Genomic DNA, 23,901 nt, shown 5'->3' with positions numbered 1-23,901 from the left:
GGAGCCAGGTGGCACCACAAAGAGGGGAAGATGAGAATCTTTCCCTCTTTTGTTTTTATTGAAGTTGATGGTATGAGCCTTCACTATGTATATATCATTTACTCCGAATCTTTTGACCGTTTTTATGTTGGTGAAACTGTAGAGGTTGCCGGACGAATTATGCAGCACAATACCGGATTTTATGAAGGTTCAAGCACGAAATATGCCAACGACTGGTCATTGTACTTATCGATACGGTGTGAGAACAGAATACAGGCCTTGAAGTTGGAGCGCTTTATTAAGCAAATGAAAAGCCGGAAATTTATTAAAAAGCTGAAGGAAGAGCCCGAGTTGGTTGATAATTTACTCAATAGATTTTCAGAGTAATGTGTCCCTGGTTCCTCCGATGCTTCGGAGCCAGGTGGCACCACAAAGAGGGGAAGATGAGAAATTTCCCTTTTTTGTTTTTATTGAAGTTGATGGTATGAGCCTTCACTATGTATATATCATTTACTCCGAATCTTTTGACCGTTTTTATGTTGGTGAAACTGTAGAGGTTGCCGGACGAATTATGCAGCACAATACCGGATTTTATGAAGGTTCAAGCACGAAATATGCCAACGACTGCATCTGAAGGGAATATCGGTGATTAAAACCGGCTTAATAAACAGAAAATCACGCTTTGTGATTGAGATGAGCTTCTCATCTCCAGAAGATGAAGAACTTTCCGGACAAAGATGAAGAACTTTGTGCCGTGAGATGAGGAAGAAAATCCGACGAGTTGAGCTTCGCGCGGCGATGAGATAAAGAACCCCTGGATGCGGGAAACGTTTCTCCCGACGAAAAGAACAAGAGTTGTTCTTAAAACCACGCCTGCTTTTGATGAAAACCATGTGTGGTTTTATTCCAAACCTAACGTGATTTTGGCACAAACCAAGTGTGATCTTGATCGAAACCACGTGTGGTTTTCTGGTGCTCCCGAAAATCGTTCCTGGATTTTGTTATTTCTGTCTAGGTTTGGTATGCGACCGAAGACTCTTGACGGAAAGCAATTTTGCCCCCAATCTGGTTGGATCCTACTCCATAAAGAAATCTTTAATTCGCTCCGAAACCGTTCCCTTCCGGTTTTATTCCTCGCTTGAAAATCATACTTTTGCGACGATTAAAGTCGTTAATTAAACAAGTAGAATTCAAGATGGCAAATGTTAAAAAGACCATGCTCATGATCCTCGATGGTTGGGGGATTGGTGACAAATCGAAAGGTGATGTAATTTACAGTACGCCCACACCATTTATCGATGAGCTTTGGAATAATTATCCTCACAGCGAATTATTAACCTCCGGCGAAAATGTTGGTTTACCCGACGGCCAAATGGGAAACTCCGAAGTAGGCCACCTCAATATTGGAGCTGGCCGCGTTGTATACCAGGATTTGGTGAAAATCAATAAGGCAATTAAGGATAAATCTCTGTGGAGTAATCCTGAATTGCTGAAAGCGTATGATTATGCCAAAACCAATAACAAACAGGTTCACCTCATCGGTTTGATTGGCCCCGGTGGCGTACATGCCTTGAGTGACCACATGATTGCCCTGGCTCAAATTGCTACCGAGAAGGGACTGGAAAAAGTATTTGTTCATGGTTTGACTGATGGACGTGATACCGATCCGCGTTCCGGTTACGGATTTGTGGAAAGTGATTTGAAAGGTCTGGAGAAAACCAATGCCCGTTTTGCATCGTTGGTTGGCCGTTATTATGGCATGGACCGCGACAAAAACTGGGATCGTATCAAGTTGGCTTACGACCTGTTGGTGAAAGGCGAAGGCAAGAAGAGTAACGATATTCTTAAATCCATCCAGGAATCGTATGACGAAGGAGTAACCGATGAGTTCATCAAGCCGGTGGTGATGGTAGACGAAAATGGTGCACCATTGGCTACCGTTCAGGAAGGCGATGTAGTGATTTGTTTCAACTACCGTACCGACCGTCTGCGTCAGCTGACCATGGCATTTACCCAGGAAGAGCATCCGGAGGCTGGTTTGCAGACCATGCCGGTGGAATGGTACACGATGACCAACTACAACGCCAGCTTCAAAGGTGTGAACGTGTTGTTCGATAAAGACAATGTGGCCAATACGATGGGAGAGGTCGTTGCGAATGCCGGATTAAAGCAGATTCGTATTGCTGAAACCGAGAAATATGCGCACGTAACCTTCTTCTTCTCCGGCGGACGCGAACAAGAGTTCGACGGAGAGAAGCGCATTCTGATACCTTCACCCAAGGTACCGACTTACGATATGCAACCCGAAATGTCGGCACCGAAAGTGAAGGATGCTATCGTGAAGGAGTTGAATGACAAGTCTGCAGACTTCGTTTGCCTCAATTTTGCCAATGGCGATATGGTAGGGCATACGGGAGTTTATTCGGCCATTCAGACCGCCGTGAAAGCTGTTGATTCGTGTGTGAAGGAAGTCGTTGAAGCAGCCCGTGCCAACGATTATGATGTTGTCGTCATTGCCGACCACGGTAATGCCGACAATGCAATAAATGAAGATGGCAGTGAAAATACGGCTCACTCCCTTAACCCGGTTCCCTGCATCTGGGTAACCGACAACAAGGATATGAAGCTGAACAGCGGTATCCTGGCAGATGTTGCGCCAACGCTTCTGACCATCATGGGAGTTGATGTTCCGGCGGAAATGACTGGAAAAGTATTGATTGAGAACGCATAAATTGTTCTTCTCCCAATAAATATTTCGAACCGGGAGGGCATTTCTTTCCCGGTTCTTTTTTTATTTTTGCCGACATTCATCTTCAGGAGCAGAATACCTGCAGGTGACTAACAACTAAATAATAAACAAGTGATTGAGATAGGAAAAGCGCTGATTAGTTTTGATGTGTTGGATCAGCAGTTTCTTTGCGATTTGTCGAAATGCAAAGGAGCTTGTTGTGTGGAAGGGGATAGTGGTGCGCCATTAACTGAAGAAGAGGCAAAGACCATCGAGCGGATTTATCCCGAAGTGGCGCCTTATTTGTCCGAACATAACCGGGCGGAAGTGAAGAAGCAAGGCTTTTCCATTATCGATTCCGATGGAGATTTGGTAACTCCAATTATCGGCAACAGAGAATGTGTTTACACCTACCGGGATGAGGCCGGTATTGTCAAATGTGGAATTGAGCGTGCCTATCTCGATGGTAAAATCGATTTCCGAAAGCCGGTATCTTGCCATCTTTTTCCTATCCGGATAACCGAATACAAGCGTTTCGACGCGGTGAATTACCAGGAACTGGACATTTGTAAGCCGGGGAAAGCCTGCGGAAAGAAAGAGCAGTTACCGTTATGGAAATTCCTGAAAGAACCGCTTATTCGCAAGTATGGAAAAGAGTGGTACGAGGAATTGCAGTATGCAGCTGAAAATATGCCTCGCGATTAATCGAGCCAGCAGATAAAGACATAAAAAAGGCATTCTCAGGAAAATGGGAATGCCTTTTTTTGTGACAGGTCGTTTATTGGTAAATGTCTTTTTCTTTCAGATAGCCATCAGCAACAACTGTCTGTTCGATGTTGTCTTTTGTTACCGGGAGTGCCTCGAGTAAAACGGCCGGTACCAGTCGTTTCCCATTACTGACCCGGTTGTTGCAACCTTCGTATTTTTCTCCGCGGGCGAGTTTGACAGCTATTTCGGCCGCCGTAGAAGCCATTGTCTGGATCGGTTTGTAAACCGTCATCACCTGGTTGCCTTTCACCACTTCCCGTACGTTCCGGAGGTCGGCATCCATTCCGGCCACGGCAATTTTCTTTTCCAGTCCGTACTCTTTCAATGCCCGCAGCACCCCATAGGCAATAGCATCATTGCCGGCAATGATGGCGTCCACCTGGTTGTTGTTTTCATCGAGGCACTCTTTCGCCATTCGGTAGCCTTCATCTTCGGACCAGAATTTGGTGAATTTTCGGTAAACCAGGAAGATCTCTCCGCGTTCGATATAGGGTTGCAGAATATTCATCTGGCCGAGATAAAGCATCCGGCTGTTGTTGTCATATTCTGACCCCCCGATGAGGGCATAGTTCCCTTCGGGAACCAGGTTGACCATATACCTGGCCTGCATTTCACCGATTTTGATATTGTCCGTAGAGACATAGTAATCAACACGACTGTTGTTGATGAGTCGGTCGTAAGAAACAACCGGGACCGAGCGATTGTGAGCCAGATCGACAATTTCCGAAGCACTATACTGGTTGACCGGGATAACAACAAGGGTTTGAATCTTTCTTTTTAGCAAGTCCTGAGCCTGTTGTATCTGTTTCTGATCGTCGTTGTCGGCAACGGCAACCAACACTTTCCCTCCCAACTCGTTGACAGATTCAATAAAATATTTTTGATCGTTCTCCCAGCGTTCTTTGTCCAGACTGTGTATCAGCAAACCAACTTTAACCTTATCGCTCGAGCAACCAGCCAATATCAATCCAATGAAAAGAATGAAAAACCGCAGTGTACTTTTCATGACATGGATATTTAAAAAGATTTATCAAAATAGAATCAGGTACAGAACGTGAAAAGTTCTTCAGAAGTAAACGGAGGACAACTTGGTCCTTAGGTAGTTTTGGTTTTCTCTTTATATAAATTTACGGATTAGGAAATAAAAAAGCATTGAAAAGTGGAGAAATCCGGCGGGTTTTTTAAAACATAATGATTCCTTCGGGCCGGGTGGGCTATTTATTGACGCTTGTTGTCGAAGCGGTGAAAAAGAAAGCGGGGAGTTTTTCGTGGTAGGGCCTGAGAATACAGTTGTCTATTTTTTCCCGTCCCATTCCTCAAAGAATTCATTCAGGAACGCCTCCATCACCTGATGTCGGTGCACAGCCATTTCGTAACCAGCCCGGGTTTGCATTCTGTCTTTCAAAAGAAGCAACTTCTCATAAAAATGGTTGATGGTATGCGATTGATTCTGTTGGTAACTCTCAAAACTTTGGTGCATTTCGGGTGTCGCATCCGGATGGTAAATAAGTCGATCCCGGCTTCCGCCGAAAGCAAATGTACGGGCAATGCCGATGGCACCAATGGCATCGAGCCTGTCCGCATCCTGAACCACTTTCCCTTCAATCGTACTCATCGGTGTTGGCACGCCTGCTCCCTTAAAGGACACATTCCGGGTAATATTCAGAATATTTTTGCCTTCTTTCTTGGCAACCGAAAGTTTGTCAAGCCATTTTTCGACCTGATTACTGTTAGGATTAAGTTTCCAGTCGTCCAAATCATGTAGCAATGCGGCCATTTCGACGACGAAAATATCAGCTTGTTCCCGTTTGGCTAGTTCCAGTGCCAGATTTCGTACGCGATGGATGTGCCACCAATCGTGACCGGAACCGTCTCCCGCAAAGCGTTGTTGGATGAAATCTTCGGTTTGTTTGATAATCTGTTCTTTCTCGTGGCTATTCATTATATCAACTATTCGATAAAAATCGGATTGTATGTACTGGGAAAATACATATTATTGCCGATCATTTGACCTAAATGTTTGAAAAATCCTGAAGTTGTTGATATTTAGACAAATATCGTATATTTGTGCCGATGCAATTTATAATTCGTTCAAATAGATTTGAACTACTTTTCAATGAATATATTACACCCGGAATAGAACGGAATCAGGGATGTATGTTATGAAATATCATGGAACGGAAATTGCAGAGCATACAGAAATACTATTTTTGGGGGTGGAGAAGAAAAAATGAGAAAACTTAACAAACTAACTATTCCGGAAATGCTTCGGAGTAGTTTTTCCGAATTTAAAGACAAGGAATCGCTGGTGTATGCTGGTGAAGAACACCGTACCTATGCTGAGCTTGAGACCGAAGTCAGGAAAGTGGCCGGACTGCTAAGGCAATTAGGCCTGAAAGAAGGAGACAAGATTGGGATACTGAGTAATAACATGCCCAATTGGGGAATCGCGTTTTTTGCTGTTTCAATGATTGGTGCCATTGCTGTGCCAGTATTGCCAGACTTTTCGCCGGCTGAAATTGAAAATATTTTCAAGCATTCGGAAACGCGCGCTTTGTTCGTATCCGAAAATCTATACAATAAGGTCGAGGAGTTTGAGGCCATCGAGCTCTCCTCTGTTATCCTGATGGAAACATTTGGTGTTATTCCGAAAGGGACCTCCAGAGAGCAGGTGCCTGGTATACCATCGGCTTTGTCAGATGAAAATTATCTGACGGACGATGTTGATGTTGGAGAAGACGATTTGGCATCAATTATTTATACATCAGGAACAACCGGAAAGTCGAAGGGTGTCATGCTGACACATCGCAATTTGGTTTGGAATGCTCGTCAGAGTTATACCGTCCAGCGAATATTGACAACCGATCGGTTCCTGTCCATATTGCCTTTGTCGCATACTTTTGAGAATACACTTGGGCTGTTGCTACCCATCATGTACGGAGCCTCGGTGCACTATCTGAGAAAGCCGCCGACAGCAAGAGTTTTGTTGCCTGCCCTTCAGGAGGTAAAGCCAACATTAATGCTTTCGGTACCGCTCATCATTGAGAAAATATACAAGCAACAGATATTGCCGAAATTTCAAAAGAATGGCCTTATCCGGACGTTGTATCGCATTCCGGTTATCCGGAAAAAATTGAATGCGATTGCCGGGAAGAAGCTGCTGGAAACATTCGGTGGCGAACTGGTATTTTTCGGTATCGGTGGTGCAAAGCTCGACCGACAGGTTGAAATTTTTCTGCGTGAAGCAAAGTTCCCGTACGCTATTGGCTATGGCTTAACCGAAACATCTCCGTTACTGGCAGGTACCGGCGCAAGCAGCACAAAATTGCAGGGAATTGGGCCAGTACTCGAAGGAGTTGAGTTAAAACTGGAAAATCCGGATCCCAAAACCGGCGAAGGCGAAATTCTGGCGAAAGGCCCGAATGTGATGAAAGGTTATTTCAAAGAGCCGGAGCTGACCAGGGAGGTATTGAGTGAAGATGGCTGGTTCCGAACCGGAGATTTGGGTGTATTCGATCGGAATGGATACTTGTACATGAAGGGACGAATTAAAAACATGATTCTGGGTGCTTCCGGGGAGAATATCTATCCGGAGGAGATTGAGTCAGTCATTAATAACTTCCGGAATGTGGTCGAGTCACTGGTTGTGCAACGGAAGGGAAAATTAGTAGCCTTGGTTCATCTGAACATTGAGGAGATGGAAGAAAAGTACCACCTGATGCGCGATCAGGCCGAGCAGTATGTCAACGAGAAAGTGGACGAAACATTGAAAGAACTGCAGGCATATGTGAATTCCCGCGTAAGCAAATTTGCGCAGGTTCAAATGGTATTGGTTCAGCCAACTCCTTTCGAACGTACGCCAACGCAAAAAATTAAGCGCTTTCTTTATTCCTGATAAGGAAAACAGACAAAATAAAAAGGGATGTCTTGCTGAAAGATGTCCCTTTCTTTTTTATCAAAATTCACATCAGTTTTTCCTATTTTAATAAAAATGAATCAAGGAAGATAATATGAAACAAAAGGTCGTTGTAGTTACCGGAGGTGCCCAGGGGATTGGCAGCGGAATTGTCGAGAAGTTTTTGAAAGAAGACTGGAAAGTTGTCATTTGGGAAGTGGATGATGAAGCCGGACGCGAAATGAAAGAGCAGCTGAATTCAACTGATTTCGAGTATCTGTTGTGTAATGTCTCTCATGAAGCGGCAGTTCGGGCAGCTGTTCAAAAAACCATTTCTTTATTCGGAAGAATCGATGTTTTAGTGAATAATGCTGCTATCGCGAATAACAAATCAGTAACTGAGCTTTCGCTGGAAGAGTGGCAACATGTGCTCGATGTCAATTTGAACGGCCCTTTTCTCTGCTCGAAATATTGCGCTGCGGAGTTAGGAAAGAACAAAGGGGCCATCATCAATCTTTGCTCTACACGGGCATTTCAATCAGAACCTAATACAGAAGCTTATTCAGCATCGAAGGGCGGCGTTTATGCGTTAACACATTCACTGGCTATGAGTTTAGGCCCGGATGTCAGGGTAAACAGTATCTCGCCGGGTTGGATTGACGTTTCTGAAGTAAAAAAGAAGTCTGTTGCAAATCAGGAAAAATTGACAAAGGAAGACCACTTGCAACATCCGGCTGGAAGAGTAGGAAAGGTGGAAGACATTGCCAATATGGCTTATTTTCTGGCACAGCCTGAAAACAGTTTCATTACCGGTCAGAATTTTGTGGTAGACGGAGGGATGACCCGGAAAATGATTTACGTATAAAAAAACGGGAAGCGATCATGCTCCCCGTTTCTAAATTTAGTTTTTGTTTTCTTTGTCCGACGCTTTGACGAGATTTCCTAAGAATTCTCTAACGGCACTGACCGATTCGAGGTTGTAAGCGGCATTGGTATGCTTCAGGCCAACCTTAATGGTAATGGCTTCACGCGGAAGTTCTCTGAACATGTATTCATCCGTCCAGTCGTCTCCCATAGCCAATACGTAATCGTAGTCTTTTCCGTGAAGGAAATTAAGTGCGGCAACACCCTTGTTGATACCACCGTTTTTCACTTCTATCACTTTATTTCCTTCCATGATCTCGAGATTGTGATTCGAAACCAGGTTGGTCAACTCATCTTTCAGCTCGTTGGCACGTAACTCGCCTTGTTCAGGTTCCGCTTTGCGGTAATGCCATACCAGGGAATAATTTTTCTCTTCGATGAACGAGCCGGGCGTTCTGTCGACAAAATTTTCCAAAATTGGTCGCACCATGGCCATCCAGGAATTGCTGATGTTGGTGAGTGTTTTCCAGGTACCACCGAAATCCTTCACCCAGACACCATGTTCACAGATGAGATTGACTTTATGCCCGTCCATCCATTTTTCGAGCGTTGCTCGATCGCGACCACTGATAAGTGTGATATCGTTATGTTCGTCCTGTTCCAACTGCTTGAGCAGGTTGTGCAGCTCGTCGTCCGGCGAAGCATCCTGGGGATTTTTCTTGAAGCTAGCCAACGTTCCATCGTAATCCAGGAAGATGGCTCGATTTTGGCCTTTCGCATACTCGGCAACCAGCTGTTTCCGGATTTTGGTATTGATTCGCTTGGCCAGGAAGTCGGATTGAATATCACGTGCGATGTTCAATGATTTCACAAATTCCTTAGCCCATTTGAAAATATCGTACCGTTTGATGCGATCCTGCAGGTAGCTCATTCGTTCGCGCTGCTCGTCCAGCGGCATGGTGAGTGCCTGGTAAATGCTCTCGGCTGTATCGTTCTCGTCATTGGGATTAATGATAATGGCTTCTCCCATCTCTTTGGCAACACCAGCCATTTCACTAAGAATGATGACACCGCTCTTATTGGTCCGGGAGGCGACATATTCCTTGGCCACCAGGTTCATTCCATCACGAACCGGCGTAATCAGCGCCACATCGCAGGAGCTGTAAAGTTCGATGAGATTCTCGAATGGCAGTGAGCGATAGAAATACCAAACGGGCGTGTAGTTGATACTACCGTAAAGTCCGTTGATACTACCCACCAACTCGTCCACCTCTTTCTTCAACTGCTGATAATGATCGACCTGCCCGCGGGAAGGTACAGCCAGCATAACCAGCGTTACTTTGTATCGAAATTCGGGATACTGCTCCAGAAAACGCGCAAAGGCTTTCAACCGGTTCGGTATTCCTTTTGTGTAATCAAGGCGGTCGATGGAGAGAATCAAACGACGGTCAGGCGAGGTGAGAAAATATTTCTCCAGTTCCTGATGCAATCTCGATTTTTCCTGCAACGGTTTTTGATGAGTCGCCAATGCGGCATCGTGGAATTTGTCGTAATCGATTCCCATTGGAAATGCATCGGCGAGGATAATCCGGTCTTCGACGTGAATTTGGTTGAACGATATTTCGTAACCAAACAGCCGGCGTACCGTACTGAAAAAGTGTCGTTCATAGTCATACACATGAAAACCGACCAAATCGGCTCCCAGCATTCCCTTGACAAGTTCTTTACGCCATGGAAGCGTCCTGAAAACCTCGAATGAAGGGAAAGGAATGTGTAAGAAAAAGCCAATTGTCACGTTGGGCTTCTTCGATTTAATCATTTCGGGTACCAGCAGCAATTGATAGTCGTGTACCCAAACCGAGTCGCCGTCTTCTATAATAGAAATGGCTGCGTCTGCCATTTTCTGGTTGACAGCTTTATAAGCTTCCCAGGTTTCGGCATTGAAGTCGGCAAACTGTGTGAAGTAGTGAAAGAGGGGCCAAATGGTTCGGTTGCTAAAGCCCTCGTAATAAAGATTGATCTCTTCGTGGCTTAAATGTACCGGGACACAATTTTCTTTGTTCAGTAAGGTATCAATCTGTTCAAGTTCTTTTGTTGAGTGGTCTTCTTTAGCCACTCCGGGCCAACCAATCCATGAGCCATGATAGTCTTTGTAAATTGATTTCATCCCGGTGGCTAGTCCTCCAACGCTAGGTTTCAGAGAAAAACCGTTTTCCGTATCTTTGATGCTGTAAGGTAGCCGGTTTGAAACAATATGGATTTTGCTCATATAATTAGGGTATTTTTTTTGGATTTTTACTGATAATAGCCCTTTTTTGGCGATTAAACAAATTTGGCAGAAACAAAAACGGCAGAATGGATAATTTGAATTATGGAATAGTAGGGAATTGCAAAAGCGCGGCATTGATATCCAAAGATGGCTCACTCGATTGGTTATGTCTGCCCAAATTTGATTCCTCGTCAGTCTTCGGACGCTTGCTGGATGATGAAAAGGGAGGACACATGGCCATCCTGCCTGAGAAGTTAAACGAATCGAAGCAATTTTACCTCCCGCGAACCAACATCCTTTGTACCCGCTTTGAATGTGAGGACGGTATTTTCGAGGTGCATGACTTCATGCCGCGATACGAGAATCAAAAGGAAAAATATTACTCACCGCCCGATATCATTCGTTATTTCAAGCACATTACCGGCAATCCCTCCTTCCGTATTATCTACGATCCGCGGCTCGAGTATGCTGAATTTGAAACGAAGACGGTCGTCAACGAGCACTACGTTAAATCCAATACCACCAAAGGCCCTTACGATTCACTTTATCTGTACACTAGTTTCGACAAACAGAAGCTGGTAGCAGGTGAAGTGCTTCATCTTCCGGAAGATCAGTTCACCTTGGTTAGTTACAACCAGAAGTTGTTAAAACAGGATGTGAAAAGGGCGTACCTGAAGTTGATGCGTACGCAGGTATATTGGTTGAACTGGTCGGAGCGGACGACGCGTTTCAAGGAATATAATGATGAGATTAACCGGAGTGCGCTTACGCTGAAGTTACTGAGTTACGAGAAAACCGGAGCAGTATTGGCCGCTTTGACTACTTCGTTACCGGAGACAATCGGCGAAGAGCGTAACTGGGACTACCGTTTCTGTTGGATCCGTGATGCATCGATGGTGGTTCGCATCATGACAGGTTTGGGACACCTGAGCCTGACGCAGCGCTACCTTGATTTTATTATCAGCCTGCTGCCTGAGAAGGATGAACGCATCCAGATCATGTATGGTATCAGTGGCGAGAAGAAGCTTTCAGAAAAGGTGTTGAAGCACCTGAAAGGATACGAAGGTTCCTGCCCGGTTCGGATTGGAAATGCAGCTTACAAGCAGAAGCAGAACGACATTTACGGTATTTTGGTCGATGTCGTCTATCAGCAGTTCAAACTCTTCCCGGCCAGTTTGGAGTACAGCGAGGAGTTGTGGACTTTGGTTCGCAATATTGTGAAGATGGTAGAGCGTAACTGGCAGAAGCCCGACAAGGGAATCTGGGAGTTCCGAAACGAAAGCCGGCATTTCACTTTTAGTAAAGTGCTTTGTTGGGTTGCTATCGATCGGGCTGTGAAGATTGGTAATCTGTTGAAACAGGAAGAAGTGTTCACTGAATGGGAGCGGTTACGGGACCGTATTCGCGATAGTATATTGAAAAATGCCTGGTCGGAAGAGAAGCAATCGTTTACGCAGGCTTATGGAACAGAAGACCTGGATGCCTCCGTTTTACTGATGGAATCTTATGGTTTTGTACAGGCATCTGATCCCCGTTTTAAAAGTACTGTACTGGCCGTACAGCGCGAATTAGAACACAATGGTTTAATGTACCGCTATAAAAACGAGGATGATTTTGGAGAGCCACAATCGGCATTTACCATTTGTTCCTTCTGGTTGATAAATAGCTTGTATAAAATTGGTTATAAAGAAGAGGCACGTGAGCGGTTCAACCGGTTGTTGTCCTATTCGAATCACCTGGGTTTATTCAGCGAGGATTTGGATTTTAAAACGAAGCGTATGTTAGGGAATTTTCCGCAGGCGTATTCTCACCTGGCCATGATTGAATCGGCCATTACCATTTCGGAAGGTGAATTAAGTCTGGAAGAAGTTATCAGAGAAGCCATAAAATAGTTCCAGCATTATAAATAAAAGAAACCGGGTTCTTTCCCTTTTGGGGGCCAGAACCCGGTTTCTGATTGAAAACCTTTAATTAACGTTTTCGTGGTTACTATAGTAAAAGGATTGGATGCAATATAGATGGATTATTCTAATATTGCTCTGCTCTGTTAGCTGTTATACAATATATTTTATCATTTCTTCAGGAAAGTATATCAGGTGTTTGGTAAACTTTTAAAGAGTTTTTGCGATTGGATGTTAATCATATAAATTTAGCATCAATCGATAAAACTAACTGACATGAAAAGGATTACCCTGTTTCTTCTGCTTGCTTTTCTAATCACACCGAGTTTTGCTCAACAAGAACAAATCAATCCCGAGCCACCAGTTCGGGGGTTCTGCATAGCAGCACCCAAGCCAGCCGATTTGGATACATTTTTGGAATTCATCAACGATGTATTGGGACCGGCAGGAGTGAATACGCTGGTTCTGCGAGTCGATTATAACTACCAGTATAAGAGCCATCCAGAATTACGGGATGAAGATGCGCTTTCGCAGGAAGATGTCGATCGGATAGTTGAGGTCTGTCATAATCATGAGATAGCCATCATTCCGCAGGTGAACTTGCTTGGCCATCAATCCTGGGCATCCGATTTGGGAAACTTGTTGAAGGTTTATCCTCAATTCGATGAAAGGCCTGATGTGAAGTTGCCGAAGGAGTACAAGTGGCCGAACAAAGACAGTTTGTACTGTAAAAGTTATTGTCCGTTGCATCCCGGCGTACATAAGGTAGTTTTTGATGTAGTAGATGAAATTGTGGCTGCTTTTCACGCCAAAGCTTTTCATGCTGGTATGGACGAAGTCTTCTACATCGGTGACCCGGATTGTCCGCGCTGTGCCGGTAAGTCGAAAGCCAAACTGTTCGCTGATGAAGTAAAGCGTATTGATGACCATCTCGCGAAGAGCGGAGCGGAACTGTGGATTTGGGGCGACCGCTTGATAGATGGTAAAACAAGTGGAATTGGTATGTGGGAAGGTAGTTTTAACAATACATGGCCGGCTGTCGATATGATTCCCAAAAATGTGGTTATTTGTGACTGGCATTATGTGAAAGCAGTTCCTACTGCGCCTTATTTTGCGCAAAAAGGATTACGGGTTGTGAGTTGCCCGTGGAGAAAAGCCGACGTGGCCCTTCAACAATTGGAAGACATGAAGAATTTCCGTCAGCAGTCACCTTCCCCGATGAATCAAAAATTTCTGGGCGTGATGCATACGGTCTGGACTCCGGCCGAAAGTTTTCTTCGTCGTTGGAAGGAGAATGAAAAACCGGAAAACGGTTTGAGTGACATCGATTGCTTTAAAGCCTTGTCCAAAGCATGGACCGGAAAATAATTCAATCAGAATCTTTTTTTATTCTAACAATCAAACGATACCATGACAAAACCAACTTCCTCAGGTCGGGTGGCTGCTATTGATATTTTGCGTGCCCTGACAATGTATTTTATGATTTTTGTAAACGATTTATGGTCGCTGAAGGGCGTTCCCAAATGGCTGGAACATGCCTCGGCTACTGAAGATTACCTGGGATTCTCCGATATCATATTTCCTCTGTTTCTTTTTATTGTTGGGCTGAGCATTCCTTTCGCGGTAGCTAACCGCCGGAAGAAAGGAGATTCGAGCGGGAAAATTGTCTGGCATATTTTCATTCGCTCTGTTTCTCTCATTTTGATGGGATTTTATATGATGAATCTTGAAAAGATTGCCGGAAATCAGGTAATCGTTGGTCGATCTGGATGGGAGTTGCTAATGGGCGTTGGCATTATGCTGATTTGGCTCGATTGGCGGCGTACCGGTTTATCGCAGCGAGTTGTTTATTTGATGCAGGGAATAGGTGTCGCTATCTTCATCTTTTTGGCTACGATTTACCACGGAGGAGAAAATGGGCAGTCGTGGATGCAGGTTTATTGGTGGGGAATATTAGGCTTGATTGGTTGGGCTTACCTTTTAAATGCATTGCTTTATGTCGCTTCTCGCGGAAAACTTTGGGTGATAATCGCCGGCTGGTTGTTTTTCAATTTATTAAATATTGCAGATCTTGCCGGTTGGACTTCTGGCTGGGAATTTCTTCGGAATGTAGCCGGACCGTTCGTAACCGGTTCCAATCCTGCCTTGACTGCAGGAGGATTGGTCGCTGCAGTTATCCTGCGAAAGCTGCGTTCTTCTGGAAAGGAGAAATCGTTTTACTTATGGATGGCTGTGCTGGCCGTTGTAGCACTGGCATATGGTTTTGGTTTACGACCGGAATGGGGAATTTCGAAAATTCAGGCAACACCGGCCTGGGTAGGCATTTGCTCAGGAATGGGATTCGCCTTGTTCGGAGTGTTGTATTTCATTGCCGACAAAAAGGGAAAAACCAACTGGGCTGATATTATCCGTCCGGCCGGAACTGCAACTTTAACAGCTTACCTGTTACCTTATTTCATTTACCCGATACGAAGCATTTTTGGACTGGTTTTGCCAATTGCTTTGCGAACCGGTTTTGTCGGAATATTGAAATCGCTGATTTTTGCGCTATTGGTTGTTTTATTAACCGGTTGGTTAGAAAAACACAAAATAAAATTGAAGCTATAATTAAAAAAGCCCGGCTGAATTCAGTCGGGCTTCATTTTCATATAAAAGTCGATTAGTCTTCAATAATGACAATCTTTTCAATCTCATCGCCGGGGCGAATATCGTCAATCACATCCAGCCCTTCGTACACTTTCCCGAAGCAAGTGTGCTGGCGGTCGAGATGCTGTGTGTTTTGCCGGTTGTGACAAATGAAGAACTGTGAACCACCGGTGTCGCGGCCGGCATGAGCCATCGACAATACGCCACGATCGTGGTACTGGTTATTACCATCCAGTTCGCATTTGATTTTGTAACCCGGACCTCCGGTACCATCACCAATCGGGCAGCCGCCCTGGATGACGAAATCAGGAATTACGCGATGGAAAGTCAATCCATCGTAGAATCCTTCTTTCGACAACTTAATGAAATTGGCCACGGTATTCGGGGCATCTTCCTCGTAAAAGTTCACTTTCATTACCCCTTTCTCGGTGTGAATCTCAGCACGTTTTGTCATAATGTCTTTAATTTTTGACCACAAAAATACAATCTTTTTATTTAGTCTCTTGTATCGTGAATAGGATACACCCGGCTATTCAATGAGCAGGTTGTACTTCCCAAGTAAGCCCGCAAGCCCGAAGTGCGAAAATCTTGCCTGGTTCAGTTTATTCCGTTCCGGATCGATGGTGTAATGATGAGCACTCCGGAAATCGGCTTGAGTCAAATCGGTAAAATCAAAAACAGCATTGGTCAAATTGCATTCCCGGAAGGAAGCGCCACTCAAATCGCTTTCCGAAAAATTAGCTTCCACGAGTGAGCATTCCTCAAATGTTGTGTCTTTCAGCTTCATCTGATACAGCCCAGCGTAATCGAGCTGACACTTCGAAAATTTCACGTTGAGCAGGAACGGATTGCAGGAGTTGAAATCGATACCAATCAGTTTGCAGTTTATGAAGGAAACGGTCTTCAGTCCGGTGTTGGTTAATTTAACCAGACTTAAGTTGCAATTTTCAAATACGCATTCGTTGAAATCGCTGTTGGAAAGGTTGGCTTCGGAAAGGTTACAGTTTCTGAATGTACATTCGTAGTACTCTTCCCCGCCGATGGTTTGTTGGCTATAATCAATGCCGTCAAACACCTGATTATCGTGCTCTGCGTCTTTCATCTCTTCAGGATTTAAAATCACATGAAGGTACAACAAAACCAGCTTCGGGCGTTGAATTATTCTTGAAAAATGAAGAGTGATTTTCTATCCGTGGAGCGAGATACTTTCCAGTCGTTCTTTGTCGATGATATCAATCTCTTTTCCGAAAATCCGAATAATCTTGTCCTTTTTAAATTCGGAAAGCGTGCGAATGACATTTTCGGTCGTCATGCCAATGTATTCGGCAATTTCCTTGCGGGAAATGGGGAGTTCGAAATCGTCACGTTCGTAAACCTTATCCGCGAAAAACAGCAGGACGTAAGCAACTCTTCCGTGAAGATGTTTTTGTTTGATCTCCAGGTTGTCCAGGATAATTCGGTCGGTTGCTTCGCTGACACGCATCATTAAATCGAGCGTGAAAACGCCATTTTCGCGGGCAATTTCCTTTACTTGTTCCAGATCTAGCTCACACGTCGTTGAATCTTCGATGGCTGTAACTGTGTAATGGTAGCTATCTGAAGAGAAAACGCTCAACAGACTGACAAAATCAAACGGCTTGGCAAAACTGATGATTTGCTCCTTGTCATCGCCGGTTGTTCGTGACAGCTTGACCAATCCATCTTTCAGATAAAGAAAGTTTTTGATGGGATCTCCCTCCCGGAGAATCACATCGCCTTTGTCGTAGTTATGTTCAACTTTCTGAGTGCAGATCGAACGAATTTCATTCTTTGTAATGTGCTTGAAAAACAGCGTCTTTAAGTGGCATCGTTCACAGGTGCATTCAAAGGTGCTCATATTTATATCCCCTGATTATTTAGGACTGTAAGGTATTAAAAAGATATGATAAATATTAGCTGATGATAGTTGTCACACGACATTTTTAAAATAACGTTTGGAGGCTAGGTATTTTCGCTTCTGAGATTTTTAATGATGTTCTAAATCCAGTAACGATGAAACGCATATTAATATTAGGAGCGGGTACTGCTGGCACGATGATGGCCAACAAGCTGAGAAAAGCCCTTGACAGGGATGAGTGGGAGATTACCATTGTTGATAAGCACCGCACTCACTACTACCAACCAGGTTTTTTGTTCATTCCGTTCGGAATTTACAATAAGCAGGATGTTGTCAAACCGAAAGCTGATTTTATTCCACCGGGTGTAAAAGTGGTTTTTTCGGAAGTCGATAAAGTGGAAGCTGAAGGAAACAAAGTTCGCCTGGCTGATGGAAGCGTTTTATTGTATGACTACCTGATTCTGGCAACCGGAACCGAAACCCGTCCGGATGAAACTCCGGGATTGGTCGACAAGTTGTGGCGAAAAGAAATTTTCGATTTCTATACGGTTGAAGGCGCTGTTGAATTGCAGAAATTCTTCAAGCAGTGGGAAGGTGGCAAACTTGTTTTGGCTATTACCGAGCTGCCTTACAAATGTCCGGTTGCCCCCATCGAATTTGTTTGTTTGGCGGATGCTTACTTCACCGAAAAGGGAATTCGCGATAAGGTGGACATTACCTTCGTTACACCTTTAGCCGGAGCATTTACTAAGCCTATTGCTACGAAGATGCTGAGTGAATTATTGGCAGAAAAGAATATCAAAGTCGTTCCGGACTTCTATCTCGAAAAAGTCGACAACGAGAAAAAGACGATTGTTTCCTATGACGAACAAGAGATTCCGTTCGATGTGTTGACCATTGTTCCGATGAACATGGGAAATTCGGTTATCGAGCGCAGCGGTCTGGGTGATGATATGAACTATGTTCCTACCGATAAGCACACATTGCGATCGGAAAAATACGAGAACATATTTGTGCTGGGTGACGCGGCCAACCTGCCTACATCAAAAGCAGGTAGTGTAGCTCACTTTGCTGCCGACATACTTTTCGAGAACCTGATGAGTGCTATCGAAGGTCGTCCACTGATGGCCAAATTCGATGGACACGCTAACTGTTATATTGAAACAGGTTTCGGCAAAGGTGCCCTCATCGATTTTAACTACGATACCGAACCACTTCCGGGTACGTTCCCATTGCCGGGAGTCGGACCGTTTGGTTTGCTGAAGAATACCAAAATCAACCACTACGGAAAAGTAATGTTCCGCTGGATGTACTGGCATATTCTCCTTCGCGGGAAAGAGTTACCCATCGATCCATTAATGACGATGGCTGGTAAGAAAATGATAAAATAAGGAGAACCATGGATGATAAAGCACTACAAGTTCAGATTTCGGAACTGAATGCGAAGGTTGATCTGTTGCTCGAGCATGTAAATGAGCAGCGGCTCAAAACCAATCAGCTGGAAGATTTGGTATCCGATATTTCCATCGTGGGCAAGGATGTGTATGACACGGCAGTGGTGGAACTGGAGAACCGCCAGGTGGAGCTTGATCCCGACCAGTTAAAAGGATTGGGACTGCGTTTCCTGAGAAATATTGGGAATTTCCGCGATTTACTCATCACGTTCGAAAGTATGGCCGATTTGGTCAAGGATGTCACACCTATCGTGAATGAAACCATCATGGATTTCACCGATAAGCTCGATGAGTTCGACCGGAAAGGTTATTTCGAATTTCTTCGCGAAAGCGGAAACGTATTGGACAAAGTCATCACCAAAGTTTCGGCTGACGATATGAAACAGTTGGCGGAGAATATTGATCCGATGCTGGAAATGCTGAAAGCTTTGGGACGGCCCGAGGTGATTCAGGGAATGAAGAATGCGACGCAGGCTTTGGCCGATACCAGTAGCCAGAAGGTTCCGGAAGTATCCGTATTCCGCATGATGCGGGAACTGAATAAACCTGAGATGAAAAGAGCGCTTGGGTTTATGGTAACATTCATGAAGAATTTTTCTACTCAACAATCATAATTAATAAATCAACTTAAAAACAATAGAACAATGGCTGAAAAAAATTATGCAGGAAAAACAGTGGAAGTAACTGAAGAAGGTTATTTGACAAATCCGGCTGACTGGAACGAGGAAATTGCGAAGGAGATGGCCAAGGAAGCTGGAATAGAGCTGACAGATAAACATTTCGAGGTATTAAACTATCTGCGTAAGCAGTTCGAAACCGGAGAAGCATTGACCATTCGAAAGGTTGGTAAATCAGGTATTGTCGATATTAAGGGACTTTACCAACTGTTCCCCGGTGGCCCCTTGAAAATTTCATCCAAACTGGCAGGTATACCGAAACCCACCAGTTGTGTTTAACCAATTAATTCCTTGAATGATGAGTGAACATACAGAAACACCCCTGAAAAAGGTACTGATTATTTGTGCCAAGGGATCATTGGAAGATGTATACGCTGCATTGGTAATGGCCAATGGAGCCGTGATGGAAGGTATCGAGACAAAACTGTTTTTCACCTTCTTCGGACTCGATGGAATTACCAAAAAGCGAATGAATAAGTTACATACTGCCACATTGGGTAATCCGGCAATGCGGATGCCAGGCGGTTTACAGTTCCCGTCGTTGTTGGGCGTATTGCCCGGCGTAGAGAGCGGTGTGTCATCGATGATGCGCAAAGAAATGGATGCGCTGGATATGCCGCCGGTGGACGAGTTTTTGGAGATGATCACTGCTGGAGGAGGCGAAGTTTTTGCCTGCAAACTGGCCGTTGACATGTTCAAACTCAAAAAGGAGGATTTGAGCGATGAGGTAGAAGATATCATTACCATTGGCCAGTTCTATGAAATGGCAGGTGGCGAAAATACCCAAATCATCTTTACCTGATTTGGCTCTGGCCTTAATTTAGGCTTTTAGACATTTAAACGTTTGGAGAGGGAGAGTGGAAGCGTCCGCCTCCCTTTCTTTTTTATCCATGACTCATTGAGGTGTGGCTTATTCTTCCCGTATCCGGAGATGTATATTGAAGAAATTCAACCGGAGCTCCGTTTTCCTCAATCATGGCTACCAGTATTCCTTCCGAAGGGCTGTTCGGTTCAACCAATATATTTCGACCTTTCAATGCCTCATCCATGTCGTGAACCACAAAAGCAACGTGAGGCACCGTTTTGACCAGTTCCGGCATGGGCGAATCTTCTTCAAAACGCATCCATTCAATTCCAAACTCGCTCTCTTCGTAGCCGGAATGGTAGAATTTTAGTTTTTCGTGGTAAGCTTCGTTTTCCTTTTTCTCGTTAGTGGGAATACCAAGATGATGATATCGAAACTCGAATGTTTTCATAAGCTGGGTAGTTAAGTTGGTATTCTATTCTTCTGTTAGGACTTTGGTGAACAGGTATCCCAAAATGTCTCTCTCCGATTCATTGAGATTTTTGGTTAGCCGACTCGCAACTTCGGTTTGAACCGATTCGTGTAGCCGAATCATTTTTCTGCCCGCTGCGGTCAGATGCAAATGGAAAGCCCTTTTATCTTTTTTCGAAGGAACTTTTTTAATCACTTTTTTCTTGAGCAGCTTATCGATTAATGCCGTTGTTGTCGGTTTGGTAATCGAAAGTTCTTTGGCTAAAACCGATGGAAGAGGATTCTTTAACTCTTCTATTTTTTGGAGACAACTAAGTTGGTGCTCTGTCAGGTCGGCCAGTTCGGATTGTTGCCGGGCTTGCTCTTCAATTTCTTTTGCCCGGGAAAGGAAATGGTTGATGATTTCTTCCTGTGTCATAACTATTAGGTTTACTTATAAAGTTAGTGAGATAGAACTAAACATGAAATACATTCGGTTGATTTTCAATATTGCGACAGGGAATTGGTTTTTGGGATAAGTTGTTAATTTTGTTTAGTTGACATAAACTAAACAAACGACCATGTATAGGATAATTGGATTAACCTGCCTGCTTTTCATATCCGTTAGTTGCCACGAAAAAGTGGTTCCTCCACCCGAACCATATGGAGCAATTCCTTCGAAGCGTCAAATGAAATGGCACCAGATGGAGTTGTATGCTTTTCTGCATTTCACAACCAATACGTTTACGGATAAAGAGTGGGGCTACGGCGATGAGTCCGAATCGGTTTTCAATCCTACCGATTTCGATGCTGACCAAATTATTGGTACGCTTCGTGAGGCTGGTTTTAGTGGTGCAATATTAACAGCCAAACATCATGATGGATTTTGTCTGTGGCCTTCGGCCTATACCGAGCATTCGGTAAAGAACTCGCCTTGGAAAGATGGAAAGGGAGATGTGGTAAAGGCGATCTCGGATGCTTGCAGAACGTATCAAATGAAATTTGGTGTGTACTTATCGCCTTGGGATCGGAATTACGCTGGTTACGGTCAGCCGGAATACATTACCTATTACCGGAATCAGTTAAAGGAGCTCCTGACCAACTACGGAAATATTTTCGAGGTTTGGTGGGACGGTGCCAATGGGGGTGACGGATATTATGGCGGTGCCCGGGAAACGCGAAAGATCGATCGGTCGTCGTACTACCAATGGGACAAATTAATCGCAATGGTACGCGAACTGCAACCTGGTGCCTGTATTTTCAGTGATGCCGGACCGGATATTCGCTGGGTGGGTAACGAAAATGGTTTCGCGAAGGATTCCTGCTGGGAAACCTATACACCGCTTCCCGCGAAGGGAGAAACAAAAGCCGTTGCCGGAACGACACAGTGGCAAATTGGTGAAACCGGAACACAGAACGGAAAGTTTTGGATGCCGGCTGAGGCTGATGTTTCCATTCGTCCCGGATGGTTTTATCACCCTGCTGAAAACGACAAAGTGAAAAGCTTGAAGGAGTTGGTGGAGATTTATTTCCATTCAGTTGGAAACGGAACTTCGCTGAATTTGAATGTTCCTCCCGATAGAACAGGACGCATTAATCCGGTCGACTCCGCTCGTCTGATGGAATTTCATGCCTGGTTGAAAGAAGCATTCGACGACAATCTGTTACGGAATGCGAAAGTAGAAGCTTCAGCCACCCGCGGTGAAAGCGAGGTTTATGATGCCAGGAATACCGTCGATGATGATTTGGATACCTATTGGGCTACCAATGACGATGAGAAAAGCGGAACAATAGTTTTTCAACTTCCCGGCAAGGAGACATTTAATTGCTTCATGGCACAGGAATATATTCCGCTGGGACAACGTGTATCCGAATTCTCGGTAGATGTTTGGCAAAACGGTAAATGGAAGCCGGTGGCAAAAGGAAGCACGATTGGTTACAAAAAGCTTGTCCGGTTCCCGATGGTTACGGCTGAAAAGGTTCGGCTGACGATTCAAAAGGCGATGGCCTGTCCGGTAATTTCAGAAACAGGTTTGTTTTTGCTGCCGGAAGTTCGATAATTAGGCAGGAGATTTTCCACAAAGCGGATTCAGTCCGCAAGAGGAAAAAAATGTACCTTAGGCATTCAAAAATAAATTTACATCATGGATTACATTAATAAATATATCGAAGAGAACAAGGACCGGTTCCTTGAAGAGCTGTTCGAACTGATTAGTATTCCGTCTATCAGTTCCATTGCTCAGCACAAGCCGGACATGTACAAAGCGGCCGAGTACTGGAAAAAACTGATGCTGGATGCAGGTGCGGACAAAGCGGAAGTTTTCGAAACGGATGGTAACCCGGTTACTTATGGCGAAAAAATTATCGATCAGGCCAAGCCGACGGTGTTGGTTTATGGCCATATGGATGTGATGCCGGTTGATCCGATTGAAAAGTGGAACACCGAGCCGTTTAAAGCCGAGATTAAAGACGGGAAGATATGGGCTCGTGGTGCTGAGGATAACAAAGGTCAGTCGTTTATGCATGCCAAGGCTTTCGAGCTGATGGTGAAAAACGATGCACTTCCCTGTAACGTGAAATTCATGATTGAAGGTGAAGAGGAAGTGGGTTCACCCAATCTGGGTAAATTCTGCGAAGAGCACAAAGAGATGCTGAATGCTGATATTATCCTGGTTTCAGATACCAGCATGATTGCCCGGGACATTCCTTCCATTACAACCGGCTTGCGCGGTTTGGCGTACTGGCAGGTCGAAGTGACCGGACCCAACCGCGATTTGCATTCCGGACTGTTTGGTGGTGCAGTGGCCAACCCGATTAATGTATTGAGCAAAATGATTGCCGGCATGGTAGACGAGAACAATCAAGTGACCATTCCTGGTTTCTATGACGATGTGCTGGAGGTTTCGGATGAAGAGCGGGCTAAATTGGCGGAAGCTCCTTTCGATGAAGCGGAGTATAAAAAGTCGATTGGCGTGGAAGCGCTCGATGGTGAAAAAGGATTTACGACCAATGAGCGGACCGGAATTCGCCCGTCGTTTGATTTGTGTGGAATCTGGGGTGGTTATACAGGCGAAGGAGCCAAAACCGTTTTGCCGTCCAAAGCATTCGCGAAAATTAGTAGTCGCCTTGTTCCGAATCAGGACCACGAAAAAATGGCGGTGGTATTCAAAGAATATTTCGAATCGATTGCTCCTGATACGGTAACCGTTGAGGTAACTCCGTTGCACGGAGGTAAGGCTTACGTTTGCCCGATTGATTTGCCGGCCTATCGTGCAGCCGAAAAAGCCTGCGAAGATGTATTTGGCCGAACTCCGGTTCCGGTGCGTAGTGGAGGTAGTATTCCAATCATATCCACATTCGAAGAAATTCTGGGAATAAAATCGATCCTGTTAGGATTTGGACTGGAGTCGGATGCCATTCATTCACCCAACGAAAACTTCCCGTTGGAGAATTTCTATAATGGAATTCGCACCATCCCGCTTTTCTATAAACACTTTGCTGAAGGTGAAAGTTAAAAGTTGATTTAATAGCAACATCCAAATAGTTAACCGAAAGGGGAATGCAGTTCTGTATTCCCCTTTTTTTGTGT

Annotated in this window: 23 protein-coding genes; 15 read left to right on the top strand and 8 right to left on the bottom strand. The window is 44.6% G+C overall.

Annotated features, from left to right (window positions below; translation table 11 throughout):
* Nucleotides 1-30 precede the first annotated feature (30 nt).
* The 4 genes from AC060N_RS18285 to AC060N_RS18270 all read left to right on the top strand — a co-directional run bounded on the left by AC060N_RS18285 (nucleotide 31) and on the right by AC060N_RS18270 (nucleotide 3,412).
* Nucleotides 31-366, top strand: coding sequence for a GIY-YIG nuclease family protein (locus AC060N_RS18285; protein WP_479524987.1), 336 nt, complete (start codon nucleotides 31-33; stop codon nucleotides 364-366).
* A gap of 97 nt (nucleotides 367-463) precedes the next feature.
* A complete protein-coding gene (locus tag AC060N_RS18280; RefSeq protein ID WP_479524986.1) occupies nucleotides 464-613 on the top strand; it encodes a GIY-YIG nuclease family protein in 150 nt (49 codons plus the stop codon).
* A gap of 561 nt (nucleotides 614-1,174) precedes the next feature.
* The gene (gene gpmI, locus AC060N_RS18275) at nucleotides 1,175-2,710 is read left to right on the top strand and encodes a 2,3-bisphosphoglycerate-independent phosphoglycerate mutase (protein ID WP_479524985.1); all 1,536 of its coding nucleotides are present in this window, start codon (nucleotides 1,175-1,177) and stop codon (nucleotides 2,708-2,710) included.
* A 129-nt stretch (nucleotides 2,711-2,839) separates the two neighbouring features.
* Nucleotides 2,840-3,412, top strand: coding sequence for a DUF3109 family protein (locus AC060N_RS18270; protein ID WP_479524984.1), 573 nt, complete (start codon nucleotides 2,840-2,842; stop codon nucleotides 3,410-3,412).
* Nucleotides 3,413-3,485: 73 nt separating this feature from the next.
* Here AC060N_RS18270 and AC060N_RS18265 read toward each other — a convergent pair whose 3' ends face one another.
* The gene (locus tag AC060N_RS18265) at nucleotides 3,486-4,481 is read right to left on the bottom strand and encodes a sugar ABC transporter substrate-binding protein (protein WP_479524983.1); all 996 of its coding nucleotides are present in this window, start codon (nucleotides 4,479-4,481) and stop codon (nucleotides 3,486-3,488) included.
* Between the two features lie 288 nt (nucleotides 4,482-4,769).
* Nucleotides 4,770-5,417: an HD domain-containing protein gene (locus AC060N_RS18260; RefSeq protein WP_479524982.1), complete on the bottom strand. Its 648-nt coding sequence runs from the start codon at nucleotides 5,415-5,417 to the stop codon at nucleotides 4,770-4,772.
* Nucleotides 5,418-5,705: 288 nt separating this feature from the next.
* Here AC060N_RS18260 and AC060N_RS18255 point away from each other — a divergent pair, with 288 nt between their 5' ends.
* On the top strand, nucleotides 5,706-7,370 hold the full coding sequence (locus AC060N_RS18255) for an AMP-binding protein (RefSeq protein WP_479524981.1): 1,665 nt from the start codon (nucleotides 5,706-5,708) through the stop codon (nucleotides 7,368-7,370).
* 115 nt (nucleotides 7,371-7,485) lie between these two features.
* Nucleotides 7,486-8,235, top strand: a complete 750-nt coding sequence (locus tag AC060N_RS18250; protein ID WP_479524980.1) for an SDR family oxidoreductase — start codon at nucleotides 7,486-7,488, stop codon at nucleotides 8,233-8,235.
* A gap of 36 nt (nucleotides 8,236-8,271) precedes the next feature.
* Here AC060N_RS18250 and AC060N_RS18245 read toward each other — a convergent pair whose 3' ends face one another.
* Nucleotides 8,272-10,503 (bottom strand): bifunctional alpha,alpha-trehalose-phosphate synthase (UDP-forming)/trehalose-phosphatase, encoded by a 2,232-nt coding sequence (locus AC060N_RS18245; protein ID WP_479524979.1) that lies wholly within the window; start codon nucleotides 10,501-10,503, stop codon nucleotides 8,272-8,274.
* Between the two features lie 86 nt (nucleotides 10,504-10,589).
* Between AC060N_RS18245 and AC060N_RS18240 the strand changes: the two genes are divergently transcribed.
* From AC060N_RS18240 to AC060N_RS18230, 3 genes are all read left to right on the top strand, one after another.
* Complete coding sequence (locus tag AC060N_RS18240) at nucleotides 10,590-12,395, top strand: glycoside hydrolase family 15 protein (protein WP_479524978.1); 1,806 nt, start codon at nucleotides 10,590-10,592, stop codon at nucleotides 12,393-12,395.
* A gap of 285 nt (nucleotides 12,396-12,680) precedes the next feature.
* Nucleotides 12,681-13,772: a family 20 glycosylhydrolase gene (locus AC060N_RS18235; RefSeq protein ID WP_479524977.1), complete on the top strand. Its 1,092-nt coding sequence runs from the start codon at nucleotides 12,681-12,683 to the stop codon at nucleotides 13,770-13,772.
* A gap of 42 nt (nucleotides 13,773-13,814) precedes the next feature.
* The gene (locus AC060N_RS18230) at nucleotides 13,815-15,011 is read left to right on the top strand and encodes a hypothetical protein (protein WP_479524976.1); all 1,197 of its coding nucleotides are present in this window, start codon (nucleotides 13,815-13,817) and stop codon (nucleotides 15,009-15,011) included.
* Between the two features lie 52 nt (nucleotides 15,012-15,063).
* On the opposite strand, the gene AC060N_RS18225 is transcribed toward AC060N_RS18230, so the two are convergent.
* The 3 genes from AC060N_RS18225 to AC060N_RS18215 all read right to left on the bottom strand — a co-directional run bounded on the left by AC060N_RS18225 (nucleotide 15,064) and on the right by AC060N_RS18215 (nucleotide 16,926).
* Nucleotides 15,064-15,504 carry a peptidylprolyl isomerase gene (locus AC060N_RS18225; protein ID WP_463229956.1) on the bottom strand — a complete coding sequence of 147 codons (441 nt, stop codon included), beginning with the start codon at nucleotides 15,502-15,504 and terminating at the stop codon, nucleotides 15,064-15,066.
* A gap of 75 nt (nucleotides 15,505-15,579) precedes the next feature.
* Nucleotides 15,580-16,152: a pentapeptide repeat-containing protein gene (locus AC060N_RS18220; protein ID WP_479524975.1), complete on the bottom strand. Its 573-nt coding sequence runs from the start codon at nucleotides 16,150-16,152 to the stop codon at nucleotides 15,580-15,582.
* Between the two features lie 84 nt (nucleotides 16,153-16,236).
* Nucleotides 16,237-16,926, bottom strand: coding sequence for a Crp/Fnr family transcriptional regulator (locus AC060N_RS18215; RefSeq protein ID WP_479524974.1), 690 nt, complete (start codon nucleotides 16,924-16,926; stop codon nucleotides 16,237-16,239).
* A gap of 155 nt (nucleotides 16,927-17,081) precedes the next feature.
* On the opposite strand from AC060N_RS18215, the gene sqr reads away from it, so the two are divergent.
* The 4 genes from sqr to AC060N_RS18195 are packed head-to-tail and all read left to right on the top strand — an operon-like array spanning nucleotide 17,082 to nucleotide 19,859.
* The gene (sqr, locus tag AC060N_RS18210; RefSeq protein WP_479524973.1) at nucleotides 17,082-18,317 is read left to right on the top strand and encodes a type III sulfide quinone reductase, selenoprotein subtype; all 1,236 of its coding nucleotides are present in this window, start codon (nucleotides 17,082-17,084) and stop codon (nucleotides 18,315-18,317) included.
* A gap of 8 nt (nucleotides 18,318-18,325) precedes the next feature.
* Nucleotides 18,326-18,994, top strand: a complete 669-nt coding sequence (locus AC060N_RS18205; RefSeq protein WP_479524972.1) for a helical membrane plugin domain-containing protein — start codon at nucleotides 18,326-18,328, stop codon at nucleotides 18,992-18,994.
* A 30-nt stretch (nucleotides 18,995-19,024) separates the two neighbouring features.
* Complete coding sequence (locus AC060N_RS18200; protein ID WP_479524971.1) at nucleotides 19,025-19,336, top strand: TusE/DsrC/DsvC family sulfur relay protein; 312 nt, start codon at nucleotides 19,025-19,027, stop codon at nucleotides 19,334-19,336.
* A gap of 16 nt (nucleotides 19,337-19,352) precedes the next feature.
* Nucleotides 19,353-19,859 (top strand): DsrE/DsrF/DrsH-like family protein, encoded by a 507-nt coding sequence (locus AC060N_RS18195; protein WP_479524970.1) that lies wholly within the window; start codon nucleotides 19,353-19,355, stop codon nucleotides 19,857-19,859.
* 82 nt (nucleotides 19,860-19,941) lie between these two features.
* Here AC060N_RS18195 and AC060N_RS18190 read toward each other — a convergent pair whose 3' ends face one another.
* Both AC060N_RS18190 and AC060N_RS18185 read right to left on the bottom strand, forming a co-directional pair.
* Nucleotides 19,942-20,313, bottom strand: a complete 372-nt coding sequence (locus AC060N_RS18190; protein ID WP_153640402.1) for a VOC family protein — start codon at nucleotides 20,311-20,313, stop codon at nucleotides 19,942-19,944.
* Between the two features lie 24 nt (nucleotides 20,314-20,337).
* Nucleotides 20,338-20,751 carry a MarR family winged helix-turn-helix transcriptional regulator gene (locus AC060N_RS18185; RefSeq protein ID WP_479524969.1) on the bottom strand — a complete coding sequence of 138 codons (414 nt, stop codon included), beginning with the start codon at nucleotides 20,749-20,751 and terminating at the stop codon, nucleotides 20,338-20,340.
* Nucleotides 20,752-20,893: 142 nt separating this feature from the next.
* On the opposite strand from AC060N_RS18185, the gene AC060N_RS18180 reads away from it, so the two are divergent.
* Nucleotides 20,894-22,372, top strand: coding sequence for an alpha-L-fucosidase (locus AC060N_RS18180; protein ID WP_479524968.1), 1,479 nt, complete (start codon nucleotides 20,894-20,896; stop codon nucleotides 22,370-22,372).
* A gap of 84 nt (nucleotides 22,373-22,456) precedes the next feature.
* Nucleotides 22,457-23,827, top strand: coding sequence for a dipeptidase (locus tag AC060N_RS18175; protein ID WP_479524967.1), 1,371 nt, complete (start codon nucleotides 22,457-22,459; stop codon nucleotides 23,825-23,827).
* Nucleotides 23,828-23,901: the final 74 nt, after the last annotated feature.

It is taken from the genome of Prolixibacter sp. DSM 2831 (genome assembly GCF_056493735.1).
The sequence above is the reverse complement of the archived record's forward strand: the minus strand, read 5'-3'. Positions and strand labels throughout refer to the sequence as shown.

Excerpts from the sequence above, each read along its gene's own strand:
- AC060N_RS18245 (WP_479524979.1), bottom strand. The coding sequence starts at position 10,503 with ATGAGCAAAATCCATATTGTTTCAAACCGGCTACCTTACAGCATCAAA.
- AC060N_RS18240 (WP_479524978.1), top strand. The coding sequence starts at position 10,590 with ATGGATAATTTGAATTATGGAATAGTAGGGAATTGCAAAAGCGCGGCA.
- AC060N_RS18280 (WP_479524986.1), top strand. The coding sequence starts at position 464 with ATGAGCCTTCACTATGTATATATCATTTACTCCGAATCTTTTGACCGT.
- AC060N_RS18220 (WP_479524975.1), bottom strand. The coding sequence starts at position 16,152 with ATGAAAGACGCAGAGCACGATAATCAGGTGTTTGACGGCATTGATTAT.
- AC060N_RS18260 (WP_479524982.1), bottom strand. The coding sequence starts at position 5,417 with ATGAATAGCCACGAGAAAGAACAGATTATCAAACAAACCGAAGATTTC.
- AC060N_RS18205 (WP_479524972.1), top strand. The coding sequence starts at position 18,326 with ATGGATGATAAAGCACTACAAGTTCAGATTTCGGAACTGAATGCGAAG.
- AC060N_RS18185 (WP_479524969.1), bottom strand. The coding sequence starts at position 20,751 with ATGACACAGGAAGAAATCATCAACCATTTCCTTTCCCGGGCAAAAGAA.
- AC060N_RS18250 (WP_479524980.1), top strand. The coding sequence starts at position 7,486 with ATGAAACAAAAGGTCGTTGTAGTTACCGGAGGTGCCCAGGGGATTGGC.
- AC060N_RS18265 (WP_479524983.1), bottom strand. The coding sequence starts at position 4,481 with ATGAAAAGTACACTGCGGTTTTTCATTCTTTTCATTGGATTGATATTG.
- AC060N_RS18190 (WP_153640402.1), bottom strand. The coding sequence starts at position 20,313 with ATGAAAACATTCGAGTTTCGATATCATCATCTTGGTATTCCCACTAAC.
- AC060N_RS18235 (WP_479524977.1), top strand. The coding sequence starts at position 12,681 with ATGAAAAGGATTACCCTGTTTCTTCTGCTTGCTTTTCTAATCACACCG.
- sqr (WP_479524973.1), top strand. The coding sequence starts at position 17,082 with ATGAAACGCATATTAATATTAGGAGCGGGTACTGCTGGCACGATGATG.
- AC060N_RS18215 (WP_479524974.1), bottom strand. The coding sequence starts at position 16,926 with ATGAGCACCTTTGAATGCACCTGTGAACGATGCCACTTAAAGACGCTG.
- AC060N_RS18255 (WP_479524981.1), top strand. The coding sequence starts at position 5,706 with ATGAGAAAACTTAACAAACTAACTATTCCGGAAATGCTTCGGAGTAGT.
- AC060N_RS18225 (WP_463229956.1), bottom strand. The coding sequence starts at position 15,504 with ATGACAAAACGTGCTGAGATTCACACCGAGAAAGGGGTAATGAAAGTG.
- AC060N_RS18230 (WP_479524976.1), top strand. The coding sequence starts at position 13,815 with ATGACAAAACCAACTTCCTCAGGTCGGGTGGCTGCTATTGATATTTTG.
- AC060N_RS18200 (WP_479524971.1), top strand. The coding sequence starts at position 19,025 with ATGGCTGAAAAAAATTATGCAGGAAAAACAGTGGAAGTAACTGAAGAA.
- AC060N_RS18180 (WP_479524968.1), top strand. The coding sequence starts at position 20,894 with ATGTATAGGATAATTGGATTAACCTGCCTGCTTTTCATATCCGTTAGT.
- gpmI (WP_479524985.1), top strand. The coding sequence starts at position 1,175 with ATGGCAAATGTTAAAAAGACCATGCTCATGATCCTCGATGGTTGGGGG.
- AC060N_RS18285 (WP_479524987.1), top strand. The coding sequence starts at position 31 with ATGAGAATCTTTCCCTCTTTTGTTTTTATTGAAGTTGATGGTATGAGC.
- AC060N_RS18175 (WP_479524967.1), top strand. The coding sequence starts at position 22,457 with ATGGATTACATTAATAAATATATCGAAGAGAACAAGGACCGGTTCCTT.
- AC060N_RS18195 (WP_479524970.1), top strand. The coding sequence starts at position 19,353 with ATGATGAGTGAACATACAGAAACACCCCTGAAAAAGGTACTGATTATT.